Below are 15,352 nucleotides of genomic sequence, written 5' to 3' on the forward strand. Positions count from 1 at the left end.
TAAATCTATTTTAAAAGGTATTTAACTGGTTTAACGTGTTGAAAATTCTTTGCTATTTTGCGAGCTTCTTCTACGAGTCGTGCTTCGGTATCAAAAATTGACTCTTTTTTTGCATCTGGTTTTCTTCGTTTTTTGTTGATATACATTAGGCTAATTTTTGATTCAATAGGTTAATTACTTTTTGGATTTCTAGTTTGATGTAGGAGTCATGAATCCCTTTTATTTGTTGAAGGAGTAAGAGCTCCAGCATATCAGCCTCGTGAAACTTTAATGATACTGTTATTTTCTTTTTGGCATTAAATTGGTTTCTTTTAGCCTTGATATGAACCGCTTTCCCATCTAATTTAGTAGCTAAGTCAAGAGCGATTGAAAGGATTGACTTTTCTCTCCTGGTTAATGCTTTGCTGTTATATACTGCCTCAATTGTGGCGGCTACAATCAATGCGGTTTCGGGGTTAAGTTTTAAGTCTATTTTCATTTTAGCATTCTGTTTTTGGTGGTTCTAAGGCTTCTCCACAAGTAGAGCAAACTAGTTGTGTTGTTTCGCAAGTAACACAAGTGCTTATTATTTTGATTTCGGCTATGTCATGTGAACATACTTCAGTGATGCTGTAGGTTTCCATTTTACTTGCATTTTTTGTTGTAATGATGCACTACAATAGCTTTAAGAGCAGTAATTATTTTCTCAAGCTCTTGTTTATTCATATTCATTAGTGGTTTTCTAACTGGCGATTTTTCACTTTTTAAAAAATCACTTAGTTTGTTTAAATCGGCAATTACTCCCCATTTTTCACTTGGCAAGCTCCATTCTTTACTAATACATATAGAGCGTATTAATTTGTGAACTTTGGCATATTTATGTTCTGGTTCGAACAATCCCCAATTATCTTTACCATTCCGATTTCCATTTACAATGTCGGTGAGCTGTTTTTTTGGATTATTATAATTGTCAATGGCAGAACCAGTGCCTGTATAAACTTGTGCTTTAGTTGCCATAACCTTTCAATATTTGAAAAACCAAAGAATGAAAACCACTTATCATAAATCCTTTACTATAATGCATATCAACAATTGATATTTTTAGGCCCTGACATCGACGATGAATTTCATTAAGTTCTAATGATTTATTTATTATTTCACTTTTTAAATCTTCAAGCTTGTTAACCTCAATAATTGTAGCAGATAAAGATTTTAAGTAATTTTGAAATTCATCTTGCAACTTGTTTTTTGTAGCGTTGCTGTGCCCTACATACACGAAATAATGTGTTACCTTTTTTTCCATTTTATTTATTTTAAAATTTTGCTCCCGAGGCAGGATTCGAACCTGCAAGAACCATCAGGCTCGGGAAACCGAATTAACTAACCAATAATCTATTTATGCTTATAAGTTGCTTTACTGTGTTTTTTAAGGGCTTCAATATTGGAATGATTTCGACGATCATTTTCATATTGTTTTAATGTTACATGAATTTTGAATCTTAACCAGGCGATGTAAGTGGCTATCTCCTTTTTGTTTGTACCAATCAGCACTATGACTAATATTAGTATTGTTGTAGTGTATTCATTCATTACACTGTGAATCTAAATTCTAACTTTCGAGTTCTATTATCTCCAATATCTATATGTTTCCATCCAGAAACATATGTGCTACCTTTGGTCTTATTTTGAGCATCGACGATTATGTCCATTCCTTCATCAAATTCAGGTGAATTGAAATCACTTCTCATTTGATTGAGTTGAATTATTCTTCCCGGGTTAAGCATTCCTGTTTTTAAATTTGGTTTAAGAAAAAACTTGACCGCTTTTGCAAGTTTCGCTGCGTTTTCATCATCGTCTCCTCCTGATAATGCTGTGATATAATTCATTATTTTTTGAACACCTGCAGTTTCAGTTCCATCAAATGAAATCCCTGGATTGTAGCCTATAGTTATACTACAAGATCCATCAGGATGTGTCACCGTATGACTATCTTGATCTAATCTATCAAGTCCGTATATACTTGCTTTTAGGTCTAAATAATGTGTTAGTCCTTTGAAAATTCCTGCCACGGTTTTCTCCATGTCAATTTGTTTAAAGGCTAAAGAATCTATATTGTTTTCTAAAAACTCAATGCCAATTTCTTTTAGAGTTGCAACATTGGCTTTATGAGCTTCCTTTTCTGCTTTTTCTTCTTGAGCAAGTTGTTTTTTTAAAACCTTTTTATCTGCTATTGATAAATTTGTAATATCAATTGGTGTTGTTGGTGTTTCTGTCATCATGTTTGTATTTCGGGATTAATTACTTCTATTGTGTTTGGACTTATTATTGAATATTGAATGTTGTATCTAAATTTATCCCTAAGTTCTTTTAGAAATTCACATTCTAAATTGTAATCGTGTGGGATAATTACTGTTCGTTTCTTGGCGTAATACTCAAATCGCTCTTTAATTTTTTGATGCAATTTGTAACGTCTGTTTTGCTCAGGAGTACGTTTAAGTTTCATCTGTTATCAAAAATCTACTTTGATCAAAGCCACCCCAATTGGTAGCTTCTATTTTTTTAACCACCAATTGTATCTTAGAATCAATTGTTTTAGAGACTTTACTTTGTCTAACTTCTGAAGCAAAAACCTCTTTATTTAAAAAAGCAAGTTGACTAAGAAGTGCTCCTCTTTCTTGGTTAATGCAAATTCGTTCAGGAAGTGAAAAACTTTCGATTTTACCTTCCTTTTGCTGATCTGAGCAATAGATTAGTACATTGTATAAAATGTTTAATCTGGCATATATTTGGAGACTCATATTGGTTAGTTTTAATTGGTTGAAAAGACTTTTACACCTTGAGGTGTTTTGCTTCGTTTAATTTGAGATAGTAAAGACATAGGTCTATAATTGAATAAATACATCAAACAATCATGATAACACTTTTCTAAATCTCTAGCAGTTACACTTGTCTGTGTGTAACGATCTGTTAACTTGTGAAACTCAATTTCACAGTTTGTCAATTCCATCCTAAACCATGAATTAATAGAACTGTTGGCTAAAACTTGTTGATATTCAAGAGTTGTTATGCTTACGCTTTCACACCAGTTATTGTAAAAATTCCAAATCATACTTTCGTATTGATCCTGTGTGATGTTTAATTTTTTAATTACTGTTTTCATAGTGATGTTGCTTTTATTGTTTTCCGTGTAAATCTTCATATCCTTTTTGCCAAACGACATATTGTGTTGCGTTTGGTCCAAACTTCCTTCCTTTATTTGTAGCCAAATAACCGCTTACAACTACCTTCTGTGTTGCATCAAATTTTATCCTGTCCTCAAATTCGGTTTTAGGATTTTGTCCTTTTCCATGGCCTATAAAAACCAATGTTTTGTTTTTAAATTTTTTTCTGAAATTCAAGTAGTCTTCAAATGAATAACCCATAAAAAAATAAGGAACCGAATCTATTACAACTACCTGGGCGCTGTTTCTACGCTTTAGCCGTTCTGTGAGTTGCTCTAAACTATCATCAACTAGAATAAAATTCTTTGCTACATCCTGCATCTGGAATAGCTTTAATCTGTCTTGTAGATTTTCATCGTCTAAATCCTCCTCTCTTGATACCAGAATGGTTTTTTCGGTTAAAGCGAATTCTTTAATCAATTGCATGACAAATGAGCTTTTACCGCTCGAACTATCTCCCCAAATAAACCAACGTCCTTTTTTTTGAGGGTTTCCAAAAACATCATAAAATCGACCTTTGAACATAATGACTGATACAATTACAGAAAGTACATTTGATACGGTTAAAGCTCTTTTTAATTCTGCCATATTATGCTGAAAGAAGCTTTGGCATTCCTAAAATTGTTCTAACAAAATCCTCAGTGAGGAGCTGACCAGTTCTGTCAGCTTCTTTCATTGCAGGTACAAGTACATCGTGCAATTCACCGTAGTTATCGCAATTTTGTTTTAAGAACTTAATGAGTGCTTTGTCTTCAATTTGTTCTAAAAACATTGAAAAAGAACGATCAATACTTGGTAATTCGCGGATTCCAAATTTTATTCTACGGTAAAACTGTGGTATTCCAGAACGGTTCTTTTTTCGAAGCTTGTCAAGGTTATCGGTTAACTGGCTTGTACCAATTAGGGTGATTCCGCAAATTCCTTTTAGTGCATCGTACAATTCTTTCATAGAACATAAAGCCGGTTGTTTCATGTACTCACACTCATCAAAAATCAAGTGTGGTTTTTGTCCTTCCAGTTTTAACTGTTTTAGCTTTTTAGCTACTTCACCAATTTTTTTACTTTTGGTTTTTGGAGTGGCTATTTTAAGAGAATCAATGATCTTATCTAACAAATCACCTATCGTGTCTAATGAGCCTACAACAATTTTGTAAGTATCAACCGGATTAGCTTTTAAAAACACATCCGATATATAGCTTTTGCCTGACCCTGTTTCGCCAATGATAATATTTGTTACGCCGTTTTCTTTAGCATCTTCTAAGGTTGAAAGCATGCGGAATAATTGAGGTGTTTCTTTCAATGCCCAATATTCTTTTATTAGGGACAATCCAATAAATTCAGCAATCATTAAGTACCATTTATCTTTTATCTCTGATTTACCTACTGTAGCTTTGTTGTGATAAATACTTGATATATAACTTTCGTTAATGCTTGACCTTTTTGAAACTTCGTTAGCTGAGATATTATGCAGGTCTAAATACTGTTTTAAAGCCTCAGATACTTGCTGTTTTTGAAGTGTTGTAATCATAGGTTAGTGTATTTGTTTAGGTTAACTTTATCTTTTAAATAATTGTTCTGTGTTTCTTGCCAGCTAGACTCTTCTAGTCCTCTTTCTCTCTTCTCCTGCTTTATTGCGATGCGTTCCGTTGCTTTTTTTAGCCTTTCCATTGCTTTTTGATCTTTATGTTGTCCAAGGCTGTCAGGAATCATTAATTTTTTAAGGGTGTCTAATCTTGGATTGTCATCGAATAGATTGGTTAAAACTTCTCTTTGTTGAACCCCTCTTAAAATGATTTCCTCATTCATACGGCGGTTATAATCATAAACCAATTGTCTTTGTTGTGCATCACCTTGTTGTTGATCGTATAAAGACATTGGCTGAATGTATTTTTCTGTTAGAAGAAACTCCATTGTGCCAATTTCTTCTATAAGCCTTCCGTCTCGACCTTTGGCATTACTAACCAAAATTTGACTTAAATCATCTGAATCATAAAAAATCATCCAATCCTCGTGCATATGTTTTCTAAAACTCAAATCAAATGAATCGTAGAATCTTTTAACCCCTTCAATGGTTGGTGTCAATCCGTTATCTTCCATTTTATTGGTATATCCAGTTGTTACTCCATAAGTGCGTAAATACTGATTAAGTGTCATTCCTATTTTATCTTCAAAAGCAAGAAAACTGTTCACGAAGGATTCTACTTTTTCAGAACGTTCGTTTGCAATGGCATTTTCTATTTGTGCAATACAGCCTAACTTGTCTGGAAACAAATGGCGGTGTTTGGATAAATAATCACCATTTACTTGGTTATCATTCTTTGAAGTAACGTTGTGACCTGACCAGTTCAATACCATTTTTTCTTGAAAATGCTGTTCGTTGAACTTGTCAAAAAATTGTTCTACGGGCTTACTCTTTGCATTCTTTACTTTTGCGGGAGTAAAATGCTTTGCTGTAGCTTCATAAACAGGTTTAAGGTTTTTTAGCTGATAGTGGTCGGTCTGTAACTGATAGGGTTTGTATTTTTCGCCAAATAATTCTTCAGTATGTTTAAGAGCATTTTTTAAAGCTGATCTTATCAGCGTAGGGCTTTCTTTTTCTCCAATTGCATAACCTACTATGTAATTATTAAAAGGATCAAGTATTATTACGGCAGTCAGCCTATTGTGATAGGTTGTAACTGATTTTCCATTTTTATCAACCCCCGTTTTTTGATAAAGAAGTTCGGCATCCCACCCATCCATTGACCAAAACAACATTGAGGCACTTGGTTTACTTCTTTTAATCTGCATGTGTTTTTGATGCATTAGGCTCGTCTCACCGTGTTGTCCTGCAAAAACATATAAGTCCAGTTTTTCACGATAATTTGCAATTACACCAGCATCTATAGTTTTCCAACCGATGGCACCCGCTACATCATTATAATGTCTTACAATTTGCTCGTTATTTAAGTTTTGATGTTTACCAAGTAACACCTCAATAAGCGCTAATTGTTCATCATCTTTAACTTTAGCCGCATTTTTAGAACCGTATTTTTTAGATATAATACACGAATAATCTTCTTTTATAAACCGGTTTACTTTGTGGCGCAAACTGTCTTTGGTAGTGGGTAAATCGTGGTTTACTTGCTGAAAAGCGTTAACGTCGTTACTTAAGCTTTGCCAGATATCAAATTGTCCGGTAAGACCTAATGACTTTGTGTATAATTTTCGCTTTTGGCGAACTTCTAGTATCGTATTTAATACCGATGCATTATAAGTGTACAATTCGATCGCTTCGGGAGGTAATTTTTTATTGTTATCCTCACCATAACGATGTGCTGCAAAAAAATCAAATGCTTTTCGATCGCTTATGTAATGTTTTTCAAAGAACGATGCCCTAACTTTTTCGGTGGGCTTACCAAATTTGAACACCAATGTATCCCTCCACTCTTGTATCAAAGAATCAAACTCGACTAATGCATCAAAACCAAGTGACCCCCTTCTTAATTCTCTCTCTGGCTGGGTTTTGCTTTGAGTTCGACCATATAATGCCCGATATGAAATGAGTTTTAAGCTATCCTCATGACTGCTAACAATTTTATCATTTTTAATCAAAAACTTGATTTTTACTCCAAGTTTATCATTATGATATTCAAATGGGGTTTCTTTTTTTTCCATACTGAATAATTATTACTTAGTTTCAGTAGATGTTTCTTTAGCTGCATTCAATTCACTTTCTAACATTTCTATTGCTCTTTTACGAATAGCAACTGCTACATCTGAGTTATTATAATATGCTAATGCTGCATATATGGTTGGTCTTGTTACTGAAAATTCTTTTATAAGAATTCCGATTGAACCCCTTGGTGGATTTATTTTTTTCATAAGTTTACATATGTAATTATTGTTTTGTATTACCGTTTTGCTTTTACAAATATATACACAAATTGCGAAATATCGCAATATCAATAGCGAAATTTCGCAATTAATTTTAAAAAAAACAACTTACCGTGCTTAGAATCAAACAAATAAGGGAATATAAAAATATCACTCAAGATGAAATGGTTGTCAAAACTGGAATTCCTAAGAGATCATATGTAGATTATGAGAATGAAAAGCAGGACGTATCTCTTGATAGGTTGCGAAAAATCGCAATAGCCCTAGAGGTGTCAATTTCAGACCTTATTGATGAAAAGAAAACTCTACCTGATGTTTCCGCAGCAGCAATAGAAAGTCAGCGAAAAACAAAAGATGCTATTTATGAAATGCAGCGTGTACCTTTATTTAACCTTGAAGCAACAATGGGCTTAGTCCCATTAGTTGATGGTAACGGAGTTGATGAAGAAAAAATAATAGATTATATTTCTATACCAAGTATGCCAAGTTGTGATGGTGCAATATACGCATCGGGAGACAGCATGTATCCTTTGTTAAAATCAGGTGACATGATAGCGTACAAGCGAATTGCCGTAGAGCGCGCCCAAATATTTTTCGGTGAAATGTATATAGTAGCGGTGAAGCTTGATGAATCCAGTACAATGAAAACAATAAAATTCGTACATCAAAGTGAATTAGGTGACGAATATATTAAGCTTGTCAGTCACAATCAACATCACACCCCTAAGGATATAAGATTAAGTCAAATAGCCGCAATTGGACTGGTACGAGCATCGATACGACTCCACAACTAGATAAATAACTAATAATCAGTAGTGTAAATACGGAATCGAATAGATTAATATAAAATAAAGGGGTGTTTAAACCTTATTTTTTGTTATTTACTTAAATAAAAGTGCTATTAACGGGTATTGTACAGGCTTTTTTTTAGCATCGTTCAAGTAAAGCAAGAGGTAAAGCAAGAGGTAAAGCAATAATATAAACAGGCTTTTTTGAAATATTCTTTAAGCACTTTTTAAAAGGCTTTAAAACTTCGTTTAAATCTGTTTCAACACAATAAAAAAAGCCGTAAAACACTTGGTTTTACGGCTTTTACTGTAATTTTATAGATATATAACTTAAGAATGGTAGATAGTTCTTTATACAGGCTTTTAATAGCTATTTAAATGGTAGCATAATGGTAGTAAAAAGTAATTAAAGAACATTTCAAATTACCCCAGATTTTAACCTTTTTTGGTGTTAAGCCTTGATTTTATTGGTTTTATCGACCTTTTTTATATTGGATACTATTGTATATTTGATTTATAGGCCCTTATAATGCTGCCGAAAAAGCATTTCAGGAAATAAATATTAATTATTTAAGTGTTATAGATTTTACACGATTGATATTGCCCCAACTATTACAACAGCAAGAAGCCGCGGTTGTTAACGTTACTTCTGTCGCTGTGTTTAGAGGGAATAAGTACTTGCCAACATATTCTGCAAGTAAAGCGGCTCTACATAGTTATACGCAGGGATTAAGAGATACATTCGAGGAAAATTCAAATCTTAATATTTTTGAAATTTATCCTCCTTTGGTCAATACAGAGTTTTCTGCCGAGATTGGCGGTGCAAACGGTATTCCTCCTTCAGAAGTTGCTGTTGAATTGTTATTAGGATTAAAAAATAATCAATTCGATATTTTGGTAGGCGAATCAAAAAACTTTTCCGATAAACTATAAATTCTAATAAATCCAAGTTCTTTCATTCGAACTTGGATTTTAGATTATACATATTAAACATGTCAATATGATACTAAAAAATAAAACAATATTAATTACTGGAGGAGGTTCTGGTATAGGCCTTGAAGCGGCAAAGCAGTTTCTTACTCATGGTGCAAAAGTAATTATTACGGGAAGAAATCAGGAGAAGTTAAATAATGCTAAAAATGAGTATCCAAGTCTTATTGTGATACAAAGTGATGCTGCAAATCCAAATGATGCAGTAACTCTTTTTCAGCAAGTTAAACAATTGGGCGGAATTGATATCTTGTATCATAACGCAGGTGTATTAGCTCCGTTGCTTAATTTAGGAACTGCAGATGACAATCATGTAAATAATGCTGCTTATGAAATGGAAGTTAATTACCTAGGAGTAATTCGTTTGAACAATCTCTTTATGGAGATGCTACAATCGAGAAAAGAAGGTGCGATAATAAATACAACATCACTTCTTCGTTATGTGCCTTCAATTGTAGAGCCTACATATTCGGCTTCTAAAGCTGCTTTAGGTTTTTATACAGAATCGCTTCGGAAACATTTACAACTTCTAAACAGCCGTGTAAAAGTATTTGAGTTGTTGCCACCAGTTATTGCCACAGAGATGACGGCAGAAAGAACAGGTAAAAAATTAACGACTGAAGAATTTGTAAAACAGTTTATCAAAGCTTTGATAAAAAATGAATATGTGATTAGAATTGGAGATACAAAAACGCTGTATTTACTGAATAGATTTTTTCCTAAATTAGCTTATCGTCTAGTTAATTCTAAAGAAAGCTATGTATCCTTAAAATAATATTTTAGAATAATTTAAAAGAAAATTTATGAAAGCATTTATTTTAAATAGTTATAAACCTAAAAATGGACTCAAACTAACAGATGTTTCTGATCCAGAATTAAAGGAAAATGAGATACTGTTAAAAGTAGCCGCGGCAGGTGTAAATCTATTAGATTCTAAGATTATATCTGGGGAGTTCAAAACAATTCTTCATTATAAACTGCCTCTAATTCTAGGTCATGATTTAGCAGGAGTAGTAATAAAGGTAGGGGCTTTAGTAAAGAATTTTAGAATTGGAGACGAAGTTTATTCCCGTCCAAGAGATTATAAAATAGGCACTTTTGCTGAATTTATTGCTATTCACGAAAATGATGCGGCACTTAAGCCAAAAGAGCTTACTATGGTAGAAGCGGCTTCTATTCCGTTAGTAGGATTAACAGCTTGGCAGGCATTAGTAGAAAAGGCAGCATTAAAAAAGGGACAGAAAGTTTTTATTCAGGCAGGATCTGGCGGTGTGGGAACATTTGCTATTCAGCTTGCCAAATATTTAGGCGCAACAGTTGCCACTACAACCAGTACCGCTAATATTGATTTAGTCAAAAGTCTGGGTGCAGATATAGTAATTGATTATAAAAATGAAGATTTTGAAAAAATTCTTAAAGATTACGATGTAGTGTTAAACAGCCAGGATGGAAAAACTTTAGAAAAATCACTTCGGATATTAAAGCCAGGTGGAAAACTGATTTCAATTTCAGGTTCTCCCGATGTAGAGTTTGCAAATGAAATTAAATTGAATGCCATGATGAAAATATTAGTGTTTTTTCTGAGTTACGCAGTTAGGAAAAAAGCAAAAAGATTGGGTGTCCATTTTTCGTTTCTGTTTATGAAAGCCAGTGGGGAACAGCTTACTCATATCACCTCCCTGCTTGATGATGGGGTTATACGGCCGGTTGTTGATAAAATATTTCCGTTTGAAAAAACCAACGATGCGCTGTCTTATATAGAAAGCGGACGTGCAAAAGGTAAAGTGGTAATTAAGATTTATTAGTATTTTAGAAGCTATTCCTTAAAAATATGGGAGCAGGTGCAAAAGTGGAGGCAATGCGATAAACTGTGGAGTAGTAAGAATTTTTTCAGCCCCAATATTGTCTATCTGAGGAAAGAAGAATCTCCGTAAGAAATAAACGGAAAACGGTTCTAGATTGGAGAGCCTCTAACTATGACTGTTCGTTCCTCAGATTGACAAACTTCTGATTGTTTAATATTAAGTTTAAAAGTTGTGTTTATGCTAAAATGTTAGCTAATCTATTGATGAAGAATTGACTATTTAAAAAAAGGGAATTGTAAAGATTATAAAATGAAATTAAGTCAATATAATGGCTGAAATTCATATAGTATAAATTGGTATTTTAGCTGTGAATTATATTTTTTTGAACCTATTATTTAATTTAAAAACAGGTCTCTATATTCTGTAGGTGTCAAGCCAACTTCTTTTTTAAATAACCTTGAAAAATAGGGAGGGTTTTCAAAACCTAGCATATAAGCTGTTTCAGATACTGTATTAGTAGTGCTTAATAATAGTTTTTTTGCTTCTATAAGTAAAGAGATGTGAATATGCTCTAAAGCAGTTTTTCCTGTTTCTTGTTTTAGAAGATCACTTAAATATCTCGCAGATAAATTCAATTCAGAAGCCATAAATTTTACTGTTGGGAGTCCATTTTTTTGAAGTTTACCGCTTTCAAAGTACTGGTTTAAAATTTCTATAAATTTTGAGATAGTAGACTCAGAAATTATCATTCGATTTAAAAATTGTCGTTTGTAATAACGTTGCGAATATTTTAAAATTGAATCTATGTGAGTCAGTATAATTTCTCGGCTATATTCATCTTGATTATTAAAATATTCGCAACGTATTTTATTAAATGAATCCCAAATTGATTCTTCTTCTATTGGAGATAAAGGTAGTGCTTCATTAGTTTGGTAATTTGATTCTCATTTTTTTTTTTAAACTTCAATTTATTTTTTCTGAAAAAAAATGACTGTAAGTTTATTGATTATTAATGAGTTATGTTTTTTTAAATGAAGAGATTATAATTTTTTGTTTAATAAAATTAAAAGTTTCGTTAATAAAATACAAAATAGTATGTACTTTTGTGTGCAAAATAGAAAACAAGCAGTTGAAAAGAATAGTAATCATAGTACTTTCCATTTTAATTTTATCACCATCTTTTGGTAGCTTGTTCATTTATGCTTCATTTAAAATCAATCAGAAAGAAATCGCAAAAACTATTTGTGTGCAACGTAAGTTGGCTTATAACAACTGTAACGGCCGATGTGAATTTCAAAAAAGTATCAAAAAATATTCTGATAACGAAAAAAAAATCCAAGACAGCCTAAAAGATAAAGTAGAGCTTGTTTATGTTCAAAATACTGCTGTGATTACTCCTAATGTAATCGATAGTATGGATTCAAAAGACAATTCTTCTATTATATTTGAAAAGAAACCTATAGGGGTTACTGATTTCACTTACCATCCTCCGATTTATTTTACATAGATCAATATTTCAGTTTGAATTTAAATGAAAGTTTAATGGCATTGCTATTTGGCAATGATAAAAAACGTAATTCAGATATTGAAGATAAACTCATTTCTGAGCACATCTTGAACTGTTGATCTCAATCTTGAACTGAGAGATATACTTTTTGTATTTCTTAGTTACTTTCTTATCATCAAGTAAAATTTTACGGTACTCCATCTCGTTTTTGGTATTCAAAAGCTTGTGTTTTTTGTGCTGTATTTCAAACAGTTTCATAACATTCATTAAAATGAAAATTTTTAAATTTTTAGTGATTGCACTATTTGGTGTGATTACTTCCTGTACAATAGATAAAACAGATTACGAAGCCGAAATTGGTTCAGAAGTTCCTGAATATTACGAGTTTAAAGAAGTAGTTTCGTTTACAAAAGACAATTACAAAATAAGCATAGAAGCCTTAAACGGAACATTTTATAAAGGGTATAACGAACTTCATTTAAAAGTTGTAAATGCACAAACCAATCAAAGTGTAAGTGCATCAGCAGTAACTTTTTTACCTGTAATGAGTAATTCTGATGGAAGTAAAACTTCTTGTCCACATGAATATAATCTTCAATATGATGCAACAAATAAGCGTTTCGTTGGATATTCCGTTTTTACAAGTGAAAGCGCTTTAGCAAGTAACTGGGAATTATTTGTGAGTTTTACGGTTGATAATCAGAAATATGAGGTTAATAAAGGTATTTCGGTTGAAAAACAAAACAATAAAAATCTGAATATGACCTCCTTTACAGGAAAGGATAATGAAGAATATATTATTGCGTTGCTTTCTCCTCAAAAGCCAACCGTCTCTGAAAACAAGTTGATCGCGGGTATTTACAAATACAATAAACCAGCAACTACAGCGGGAGGTTTTCCAGATCCAAGTCAGTTTTCTTATTCAGAAGTAAGAGATTATACTTTAAAATTAGATCCAAGAATGCCTGAGCCTTCAATGGGAAATCACTCTTCTCCAAACAATCAGGATTTGACACAACAGAGCGATGGATTGTATCACGGAGTTGTTAATTATACCATGACGGGAAATTGGACACTAAATTTAATAATGATTAACCAAAATGGATTGATCATAAAAGGAACTGTTGTTCCAACAGATTTTACTCCAGGTGTTGAAGGAGTTAAAAGTGAACTTTTTATTGATACCTTATTCTAAAAACATGAAATATATACTAATGTTATTTTTTTTGGGAATAACTGTAACAGCTCAAAATACAAACGTACCTAACGACACTATAAAAAACTTAGAAGAAGTAAAAGTAAAAAGTGTAGTAAAAAAGAAAATTGAAACTGAAATGAAAATGGCAGTTTCAGTTGATGAATTTCTATCATCTTCGGATAATATCAGTTTTATAAAACGCGGTGCTTATGCCTGGGAACCACTTTTGAATAATATGAGTACTGAACGTTCTACGGTTACGATTGACGGAATGCATATTTTTGGTGCTTGTACTGATAAAATGGACCCGATTACGTCGTATGTGGAAAGTAATAATCTTTCGACAATTGATATAAAATCAGGGCAGGAGGGAAGTCTTCACGGCGCAACTGTTGCTGGAAGTATTGATTTAAGAAGAAAGAGTACACCGTTTGGTCTTGAAAAAAAATGGAATGGAGCGTATCAAAGTGGATTTGAGTTTAATAATAAACAGTTTTTTAATCTTGGAAATGTGGCATATTCAGGTGAAAAATTTGTAGCCGAAGGAAGTGTTTCCTATAGAAAATCTGATAATTATTACGATGGGAATCAGGATGAAGTAAAACATTCACAATACAAAAAGTTCAATACTTCATTAGGTTTTGCTTATAAAACAACTGATTTATCATCAGTAAGATTCGATGCAATTTTTGATATGGCAAAAGATGTCGGTTATCCTGCCCTGCCAATGGATTTATCTCTTTCTCGTGCCTTAATTACCTCAGTTTCTCATAAACAATTATTTGAAGAAGGCTTGGTAAAAGTAATTGACTCAAAAATTTATTTTAATGCTATAGAGCACTATATGGATGATACAACACGTCCAGAAAATCTAGTTCATATGGATATGCCAGGTTGGAGTACAACTTATGGTTTGGTTTCAAAAGCCAATTTGAAAAAAAATAGTTACGCCGCTGAAATTCAATTAAATGCTTATGATAATCTATCAATTGCAGAAATGCGAATGTATCCGCAGGATAGAAGCAAAAGAACGATGTTTGCTTACAGCTGGCCTTGGGTAACAACACGTTATGCTGGACTTTCGATGAATAATTCGTGGGATCTTTCAGAAAAAAGTCAAGTGAATTTGGGAGGTTCATTGGGAGTAAATTACAATTACTCCAAATATGTAGAATTCAATTGGATTTTTCATCCAGGAGCTCCACAAGAAAAAACAAGATTTTTACCAAGTTTTCATGCAGGTTACAATTTAGATATTGATGATTTTAATTTCTCGGTTGGAACGGGTTATGGACATAGAGCGCCTTCTGTTTCGGAAGGTTACGGCTATTATATCTACAATAGTTTTGATCGTTACGATTATATCGGAAATCCTAATTTGAAAAATGAAATTTCGTATGAAGGAAATGCAAGTGCAGGTTTTAAAAATGAAAGATTAAAGATTCAAGGAAAAATTAATTACTTCTATATTGAGAATTATATAATTGGAAGAGTTTTAAGCATGGGAAGCCCTATGAATTATCAATCGGTTGGAGTAAAAGGATATACATCATTGGATTTCGCAACCCTTTTAAATATGTCAATTAATGCTGATTACGATATCTTAGAACATCTACATTGGAAAGGAACGCTTACTTATGCACGTGGAATGGATAATAAAGGAGGAAATCTACCTTTTATACGTCCGTTGAGTTATCAGACTTCGATACATTTTATGCATAAAAATTTCGGAATTAGAACTTCTATAAATGGTGATTTCGAGCAGATCAATTACAGTCCAGAATATGGAGAAGATTTAACATCGGCTTATACAATTTGGAATATATCAGCCGATTATTCTTTTAAAATTAATAAAGTAAAAACCGTTGTTCAGATTGGAGCAGAAAATTTATTAAATGAATATTATAGCACTTATGCCGATTGGGGAAATATCCCAAGAATGGGACGTAATATTTTTACTTCTTTAAAATTCAATTTCTAATATAAAA

At 32.7% G+C, this 15,352-nt stretch carries 21 protein-coding genes; 7 read left to right on the top strand and 14 right to left on the bottom strand.

Features of this window, described 5'->3' with window-relative positions:
- Positions 1–5: 5 nt before the first annotated feature.
- The 13 genes from QWY99_RS06170 to QWY99_RS06230 form a co-directional block, all read right to left on the bottom strand.
- The gene (locus QWY99_RS06170; protein WP_290262772.1) at positions 6–146 is read right to left on the bottom strand and encodes a hypothetical protein; all 141 of its coding nucleotides are present in this window, start codon (positions 144–146) and stop codon (positions 6–8) included.
- Positions 146–478 carry a hypothetical protein gene (locus QWY99_RS06175; protein ID WP_290262774.1) on the bottom strand — a complete coding sequence of 111 codons (333 nt, stop codon included), beginning with the start codon at positions 476–478 and terminating at the stop codon, positions 146–148. Before QWY99_RS06175 ends, QWY99_RS06170 begins: the two co-directional genes overlap by 1 nt.
- 1 nt (position 479) lies before the next feature.
- Positions 480–623, bottom strand: a complete 144-nt coding sequence (locus tag QWY99_RS06180; protein WP_290262777.1) for a hypothetical protein — start codon at positions 621–623, stop codon at positions 480–482.
- Position 624: 1 nt separating this feature from the next.
- Positions 625–996: a hypothetical protein gene (locus QWY99_RS06185; protein WP_290262780.1), complete on the bottom strand. Its 372-nt coding sequence runs from the start codon at positions 994–996 to the stop codon at positions 625–627.
- On the bottom strand, positions 986–1,282 hold the full coding sequence (locus QWY99_RS06190) for a hypothetical protein (RefSeq protein ID WP_290262782.1): 297 nt from the start codon (positions 1,280–1,282) through the stop codon (positions 986–988). The genes QWY99_RS06185 and QWY99_RS06190 overlap by 11 nt, the downstream gene beginning before the upstream one ends.
- A gap of 286 nt (positions 1,283–1,568) precedes the next feature.
- Positions 1,569–2,258 (bottom strand): DUF3164 family protein, encoded by a 690-nt coding sequence (locus QWY99_RS06195; RefSeq protein WP_290262786.1) that lies wholly within the window; start codon positions 2,256–2,258, stop codon positions 1,569–1,571.
- Positions 2,255–2,482, bottom strand: a complete 228-nt coding sequence (locus QWY99_RS06200; RefSeq protein ID WP_290262787.1) for a hypothetical protein — start codon at positions 2,480–2,482, stop codon at positions 2,255–2,257. The genes QWY99_RS06195 and QWY99_RS06200 overlap by 4 nt, the downstream gene beginning before the upstream one ends.
- Positions 2,472–2,777, bottom strand: a complete 306-nt coding sequence (locus QWY99_RS06205) for a hypothetical protein (RefSeq protein WP_290262789.1) — start codon at positions 2,775–2,777, stop codon at positions 2,472–2,474. The genes QWY99_RS06200 and QWY99_RS06205 overlap by 11 nt, the downstream gene beginning before the upstream one ends.
- A gap of 11 nt (positions 2,778–2,788) precedes the next feature.
- Positions 2,789–3,139, bottom strand: coding sequence for a hypothetical protein (locus QWY99_RS06210; protein WP_290262791.1), 351 nt, complete (start codon positions 3,137–3,139; stop codon positions 2,789–2,791).
- A 13-nt stretch (positions 3,140–3,152) separates the two neighbouring features.
- Positions 3,153–3,788, bottom strand: a complete 636-nt coding sequence (locus tag QWY99_RS06215; protein ID WP_290262793.1) for a P-loop NTPase family protein — start codon at positions 3,786–3,788, stop codon at positions 3,153–3,155.
- 1 nt (position 3,789) lies between these two features.
- A complete protein-coding gene (locus QWY99_RS06220) occupies positions 3,790–4,728 on the bottom strand; it encodes an AAA family ATPase (RefSeq protein ID WP_290262795.1) in 939 nt (312 codons plus the stop codon).
- Positions 4,725–6,857, bottom strand: coding sequence for a hypothetical protein (locus QWY99_RS06225; RefSeq protein ID WP_290262797.1), 2,133 nt, complete (start codon positions 6,855–6,857; stop codon positions 4,725–4,727). The genes QWY99_RS06220 and QWY99_RS06225 overlap by 4 nt, the downstream gene beginning before the upstream one ends.
- 12 nt (positions 6,858–6,869) lie before the next feature.
- On the bottom strand, positions 6,870–7,064 hold the full coding sequence (locus QWY99_RS06230) for a hypothetical protein (RefSeq protein ID WP_290262799.1): 195 nt from the start codon (positions 7,062–7,064) through the stop codon (positions 6,870–6,872).
- Between the two features lie 125 nt (positions 7,065–7,189).
- Between QWY99_RS06230 and QWY99_RS06235 the strand changes: the two genes are divergently transcribed.
- From QWY99_RS06235 to QWY99_RS06250, 4 genes are all read left to right on the top strand, one after another.
- Positions 7,190–7,870 (top strand): XRE family transcriptional regulator, encoded by a 681-nt coding sequence (locus QWY99_RS06235; protein WP_290262801.1) that lies wholly within the window; start codon positions 7,190–7,192, stop codon positions 7,868–7,870.
- A gap of 549 nt (positions 7,871–8,419) precedes the next feature.
- The gene (locus QWY99_RS06240; protein WP_290265351.1) at positions 8,420–8,797 is read left to right on the top strand and encodes an SDR family NAD(P)-dependent oxidoreductase; all 378 of its coding nucleotides are present in this window, start codon (positions 8,420–8,422) and stop codon (positions 8,795–8,797) included.
- Positions 8,798–8,864: 67 nt separating this feature from the next.
- The gene (locus QWY99_RS06245; protein ID WP_290262804.1) at positions 8,865–9,629 is read left to right on the top strand and encodes an SDR family oxidoreductase; all 765 of its coding nucleotides are present in this window, start codon (positions 8,865–8,867) and stop codon (positions 9,627–9,629) included.
- Positions 9,630–9,657: 28 nt separating this feature from the next.
- Positions 9,658–10,659 carry an NADP-dependent oxidoreductase gene (locus QWY99_RS06250; protein WP_290262806.1) on the top strand — a complete coding sequence of 334 codons (1,002 nt, stop codon included), beginning with the start codon at positions 9,658–9,660 and terminating at the stop codon, positions 10,657–10,659.
- Positions 10,660–11,054: 395 nt separating this feature from the next.
- Here QWY99_RS06250 and QWY99_RS06255 read toward each other — a convergent pair whose 3' ends face one another.
- The gene (locus tag QWY99_RS06255; protein ID WP_290262808.1) at positions 11,055–11,408 is read right to left on the bottom strand and encodes a helix-turn-helix domain-containing protein; all 354 of its coding nucleotides are present in this window, start codon (positions 11,406–11,408) and stop codon (positions 11,055–11,057) included.
- Positions 11,409–11,788: 380 nt separating this feature from the next.
- On the opposite strand from QWY99_RS06255, the gene QWY99_RS06260 reads away from it, so the two are divergent.
- From QWY99_RS06260 to QWY99_RS06270, 3 genes are all read left to right on the top strand, one after another.
- Positions 11,789–12,166, top strand: a complete 378-nt coding sequence (locus QWY99_RS06260; RefSeq protein ID WP_290262810.1) for a hypothetical protein — start codon at positions 11,789–11,791, stop codon at positions 12,164–12,166.
- A 271-nt stretch (positions 12,167–12,437) separates the two neighbouring features.
- A complete protein-coding gene (locus QWY99_RS06265) occupies positions 12,438–13,361 on the top strand; it encodes a hypothetical protein (RefSeq protein WP_290262812.1) in 924 nt (307 codons plus the stop codon).
- 4 nt (positions 13,362–13,365) lie between these two features.
- Positions 13,366–15,345 carry a TonB-dependent receptor plug domain-containing protein gene (locus QWY99_RS06270; protein ID WP_290262814.1) on the top strand — a complete coding sequence of 660 codons (1,980 nt, stop codon included), beginning with the start codon at positions 13,366–13,368 and terminating at the stop codon, positions 15,343–15,345.
- Positions 15,346–15,352 lie beyond the last annotated feature (7 nt).

This window comes from Flavobacterium branchiarum, assembly GCF_030409845.1.
Taxonomy (GTDB): Bacteria; Bacteroidota; Bacteroidia; order Flavobacteriales; family Flavobacteriaceae; genus Flavobacterium; species Flavobacterium branchiarum.

Bases quoted from the DNA above. Each gene is read 5' to 3' on its own strand.
- QWY99_RS06170 (WP_290262772.1), bottom strand. From the start codon at position 146: ATGTATATCAACAAAAAACGAAGAAAACCAGATGCAAAAAAAGAGTCA.
- QWY99_RS06175 (WP_290262774.1), bottom strand. From the start codon at position 478: ATGAAAATAGACTTAAAACTTAACCCCGAAACCGCATTGATTGTAGCC.
- QWY99_RS06180 (WP_290262777.1), bottom strand. From the start codon at position 623: ATGGAAACCTACAGCATCACTGAAGTATGTTCACATGACATAGCCGAA.
- QWY99_RS06185 (WP_290262780.1), bottom strand. From the start codon at position 996: ATGGCAACTAAAGCACAAGTTTATACAGGCACTGGTTCTGCCATTGAC.
- QWY99_RS06190 (WP_290262782.1), bottom strand. From the start codon at position 1,282: ATGGAAAAAAAGGTAACACATTATTTCGTGTATGTAGGGCACAGCAAC.
- QWY99_RS06195 (WP_290262786.1), bottom strand. From the start codon at position 2,258: ATGATGACAGAAACACCAACAACACCAATTGATATTACAAATTTATCA.
- QWY99_RS06200 (WP_290262787.1), bottom strand. From the start codon at position 2,482: ATGAAACTTAAACGTACTCCTGAGCAAAACAGACGTTACAAATTGCAT.
- QWY99_RS06205 (WP_290262789.1), bottom strand. From the start codon at position 2,777: ATGAGTCTCCAAATATATGCCAGATTAAACATTTTATACAATGTACTA.
- QWY99_RS06210 (WP_290262791.1), bottom strand. From the start codon at position 3,139: ATGAAAACAGTAATTAAAAAATTAAACATCACACAGGATCAATACGAA.
- QWY99_RS06215 (WP_290262793.1), bottom strand. From the start codon at position 3,788: ATGGCAGAATTAAAAAGAGCTTTAACCGTATCAAATGTACTTTCTGTA.
- QWY99_RS06220 (WP_290262795.1), bottom strand. From the start codon at position 4,728: ATGATTACAACACTTCAAAAACAGCAAGTATCTGAGGCTTTAAAACAG.
- QWY99_RS06225 (WP_290262797.1), bottom strand. From the start codon at position 6,857: ATGGAAAAAAAAGAAACCCCATTTGAATATCATAATGATAAACTTGGA.
- QWY99_RS06230 (WP_290262799.1), bottom strand. From the start codon at position 7,064: ATGAAAAAAATAAATCCACCAAGGGGTTCAATCGGAATTCTTATAAAA.
- QWY99_RS06245 (WP_290262804.1), top strand. From the start codon at position 8,865: ATGATACTAAAAAATAAAACAATATTAATTACTGGAGGAGGTTCTGGT.
- QWY99_RS06250 (WP_290262806.1), top strand. From the start codon at position 9,658: ATGAAAGCATTTATTTTAAATAGTTATAAACCTAAAAATGGACTCAAA.
- QWY99_RS06255 (WP_290262808.1), bottom strand. From the start codon at position 11,408: ATGATAATTTCTGAGTCTACTATCTCAAAATTTATAGAAATTTTAAAC.
- QWY99_RS06265 (WP_290262812.1), top strand. From the start codon at position 12,438: ATGAAAATTTTTAAATTTTTAGTGATTGCACTATTTGGTGTGATTACT.
- QWY99_RS06270 (WP_290262814.1), top strand. From the start codon at position 13,366: ATGAAATATATACTAATGTTATTTTTTTTGGGAATAACTGTAACAGCT.